This window comes from Staphylococcus sp. EG-SA-2 (assembly GCF_017152085.1).
In genome coordinates this window covers 1-2,381 of the sequence record NZ_JACYHC010000624.1, presented here as the reverse complement: position 1 = coordinate 2,381, position 2,381 = coordinate 1, and the positions used below count along the sequence as shown (strand labels likewise).

Genomic DNA, 2,381 nt, shown 5'->3' with positions numbered 1-2,381 from the left:
ACGCGTTGATATACATCTTCATAACTTTCTCCTTCAGGCGCTTTTTGTGAAAAACTATGACGAAAGTCTTTAAAGTTTGGATCATTGAAATATTTTTCATATTTCGGATTCGCACTGATTTCATCTTTATATTCACCCTCAAATACGCCAAGTGAACGTTCTCTTAATAGAGGCGTAGTCGTTGATGCAATGTCATATGGAAAAATATGTTCAAACGTTTGCTGTGTTCTTAATAAGTCTGAAACATATACATGTTTAATCTGTTTCTCTTTAAAATAATCACATAAATCGTCTGCACTTTTTGTGCCAGTATCCGTTAACGGCACATCTAATTGTCCACAAAAATAAGATCGAAAATGTTTATTATCATAATTCGATTTTGATTCGCCATGTCTAACTAAATAAATCGTCATAATATTACTCCTTACCTTATGTATTTCATATCTACCATAACACTTTGACTACTAATTCGATATCAATCTTAATATTCTATTCTAAAAAAAGAATTAATTCATATTTTAAATTAATGACTCTAAAAATAGTATTGTCTTTAATCAAGTGATGTGTTACTATATGGGTGTAGTTCTTAAATGACTACACAGTCTTTTATATTCATGAACATAATACTCCTGGATGGCGCAACCCAACGTCATCCTTTTTTTATTTGTCAAATACTCGCTTTTTTATTTCCAAAATTTCCTCATATTAATTTATTACTTTTTTATCCTATCTTATCTACATTTTCAAATATTATAATACATATTGACCATTTTCACGCAAATAAAAAAGATGACAACTGAATGCCATCTTTATTTCAATTTCCAATTGAATTTTTTTATTATTTACGCATAGCTCTTAAAATTAACGTTACGATTGCAATTAAGATAATTGAACCAATTAATGCTGGCAAGATGTAAATACTTCCTAATTCAGGACCCCATTGTCCGAATAGTTTGCCACCTACCCATGATCCAATAATACCTGCGATAATATTGCCTAAAATACCACCTGGGATATCTTTACCCATAATAGCACCAGCAGCCCATCCAATTAAGCCACCGACAATTAACATTCCAATAAATCCAAACATAATTTTCAGTCTCCTTTTTCTATTTATTTTGCGTTATTCTAAGTAGTACCCCTTATTTACAATTCTAAAACAAATTCAAATTATTTTTATCCAAATATTTTTAAAAGTAGTAATTGAATATCAATTTTATTCAATGTAGCTATCGTTATTTAAAGTCTCTGTACTGGCAATATCATATACATTTACATTATTTTTTCTGCCGAATTCATAGCTTGATTATTTTATGTTATAGGACTAGAATATACACATATTATTAGAGCATCTTTGAATTTTAAATCAAGAAGCGAGGTTAATGAACAATGAATATGCATATTTTATATAACTTACGAACTAAACATAATTTAGAAATTGACGAATTAGCACAGCAATTAAATGAGAAATATGGTACTAAATATGAAGCACATCAAATTTGGGAATGGGAGAATCATCATCATGAACCTAAATTTAAAGATGCCATGCATTTAGCTGACTTCTTTGATGCACCATATGAAATGTTTTTAGAAAGTAAGGTTAAAGAATATCAGAAACATTTAGAAGAAGTCGATATTCGCATGGATAAATAGATGCAATTAAACCCTCACAACACGTTTGGCATATATCCTTTCACGTCAAACAGGACTTATGCATAAGTATTGTGAGGGTATTTTATTAATTAATATGAATTAAGACATTTTACAAGCGTTAATGCAACGAATCTTTTTAGTGATCTTGCTCACTCTTTAATACTTTACCGTTCTTAGCATCAACAGTAACTTCTTGTTTTTTATTACCTTTTTTCAAATCGATATTGTAAACAAGTTTGCCATCATCTTTTTCAAGTGACCATTCTTTAATATCACCATCAAATTCTTTTTGTCCTTCTTTAATGGCTTTTTTGTAATCTATAGCATCGCTATATTTAAAGTTATCATTTTCATTCACTGTATCTTCTTTTTCAGTCTTTTTGTTAATCACTTTTTTATTTTTATCAGCAACAAGTACTTCTGACTCTTCACCAGATTTTTGTTGCGTCACTTTATAAGCCCATTCACCATTAGAATTTTCAAATGAAATTCCTTTCAACTTTTGGCCTTTGTATGTTTCTTCAGCTTTTTTCACAGCATCTTCTGGGCTTGTTTTAACATCTTTTAAAGCAATAACATCTTTTGTTGTATTAGTGTCTTGATTAGTATTTGACTCTGTTGATTTTGTTTCATCTTTTGGAGTATCATTGCCACATGCAGTAAGCACCACCGCTGACATTGATAACACTGCTAATGATTTTAATTTCATAATATCACTCTCTCTTCCT

Annotated in this window: 5 protein-coding genes; 2 read left to right on the top strand and 3 right to left on the bottom strand. The window is 29.9% G+C overall.

The features are described from left to right. Window positions 1-413, bottom strand: a 413-nt coding sequence (locus IDG60_RS11210) for a histidine phosphatase family protein (RefSeq protein ID WP_164825749.1), incomplete at its 3' end; no start/stop codon positions are given. 177 nt (window positions 414-590) lie between these two features. Between IDG60_RS11210 and IDG60_RS11205 the strand changes: the two genes are divergently transcribed. Beyond that, on the top strand, window positions 591-800 hold the full coding sequence (locus IDG60_RS11205; protein WP_000211677.1) for a hypothetical protein: 210 nt from the start codon (window positions 591-593) through the stop codon (window positions 798-800). Window positions 801-838: 38 nt separating this feature from the next. Here the strand turns inward: IDG60_RS11205 and IDG60_RS11200 are convergent, their stop codons facing one another. Beyond that, window positions 839-1,090, bottom strand: coding sequence for a GlsB/YeaQ/YmgE family stress response membrane protein (locus IDG60_RS11200; RefSeq protein ID WP_000466748.1), 252 nt, complete (start codon window positions 1,088-1,090; stop codon window positions 839-841). A gap of 299 nt (window positions 1,091-1,389) precedes the next feature. Here IDG60_RS11200 and IDG60_RS11195 point away from each other — a divergent pair, with 299 nt between their 5' ends. Then, on the top strand, window positions 1,390-1,653 hold the full coding sequence (locus IDG60_RS11195; protein ID WP_001055897.1) for a helix-turn-helix domain-containing protein: 264 nt from the start codon (window positions 1,390-1,392) through the stop codon (window positions 1,651-1,653). A gap of 136 nt (window positions 1,654-1,789) precedes the next feature. Here IDG60_RS11195 and IDG60_RS11190 read toward each other — a convergent pair whose 3' ends face one another. Continuing rightward, window positions 1,790-2,362: a PepSY domain-containing protein gene (locus tag IDG60_RS11190; protein WP_000769722.1), complete on the bottom strand. Its 573-nt coding sequence runs from the start codon at window positions 2,360-2,362 to the stop codon at window positions 1,790-1,792. Between the last annotated feature and the right edge of the window lie 19 nt (window positions 2,363-2,381).

Bases quoted from the DNA above. Each gene is read 5' to 3' on its own strand.
- IDG60_RS11205 (WP_000211677.1), top strand. From the start codon at position 591: ATGACTACACAGTCTTTTATATTCATGAACATAATACTCCTGGATGGC.
- IDG60_RS11200 (WP_000466748.1), bottom strand. From the start codon at position 1,090: ATGTTTGGATTTATTGGAATGTTAATTGTCGGTGGCTTAATTGGATGG.
- IDG60_RS11195 (WP_001055897.1), top strand. From the start codon at position 1,390: ATGAATATGCATATTTTATATAACTTACGAACTAAACATAATTTAGAA.
- IDG60_RS11190 (WP_000769722.1), bottom strand. From the start codon at position 2,362: ATGAAATTAAAATCATTAGCAGTGTTATCAATGTCAGCGGTGGTGCTT.